The organism is Paenibacillus sp. PsM32 (assembly GCF_030433815.1).
Lineage (GTDB): Bacteria > Bacillota > Bacilli > Paenibacillales > Paenibacillaceae > Saccharibacillus > Saccharibacillus kyungheensis.
The window spans coordinates 1-237 of the sequence record NZ_JARUWY010000067.1 but is presented as its reverse complement, the minus strand read 5'-3'; the positions used below and the strand labels follow the sequence as shown (position 1 = coordinate 237).

Here is a 237-nt window from a genome sequence, read left to right as displayed (position 1 = left end):
CGACCAACTAGATCTACAAGAAAAAGTATTCTTCTTCAGAGTCATATGTGTATAAGAGACATGTTTAAAATATTACAGTTATCGAAAAAGGTCTACCGTTATTTGTAAGCTCACCAGAAAGTCGATTTAATCTAGAGAACTTTATGAGTACTCATCTATTCTCTTCATTCGGTGCATTGAAGATAGGGATGGATATTTTAACGAAATATGAAAATGTAGCTATTGATAGTATTCTCG

1 pseudogene is annotated in these 237 nt (G+C 32.5%); it reads left to right on the top strand.

The features are described from left to right. Nucleotides 1–68: 68 nt before the first annotated feature. Nucleotides 69–237: pseudogene (locus tag QCD85_RS23735) on the top strand (ATPase); the annotation flags it as partial.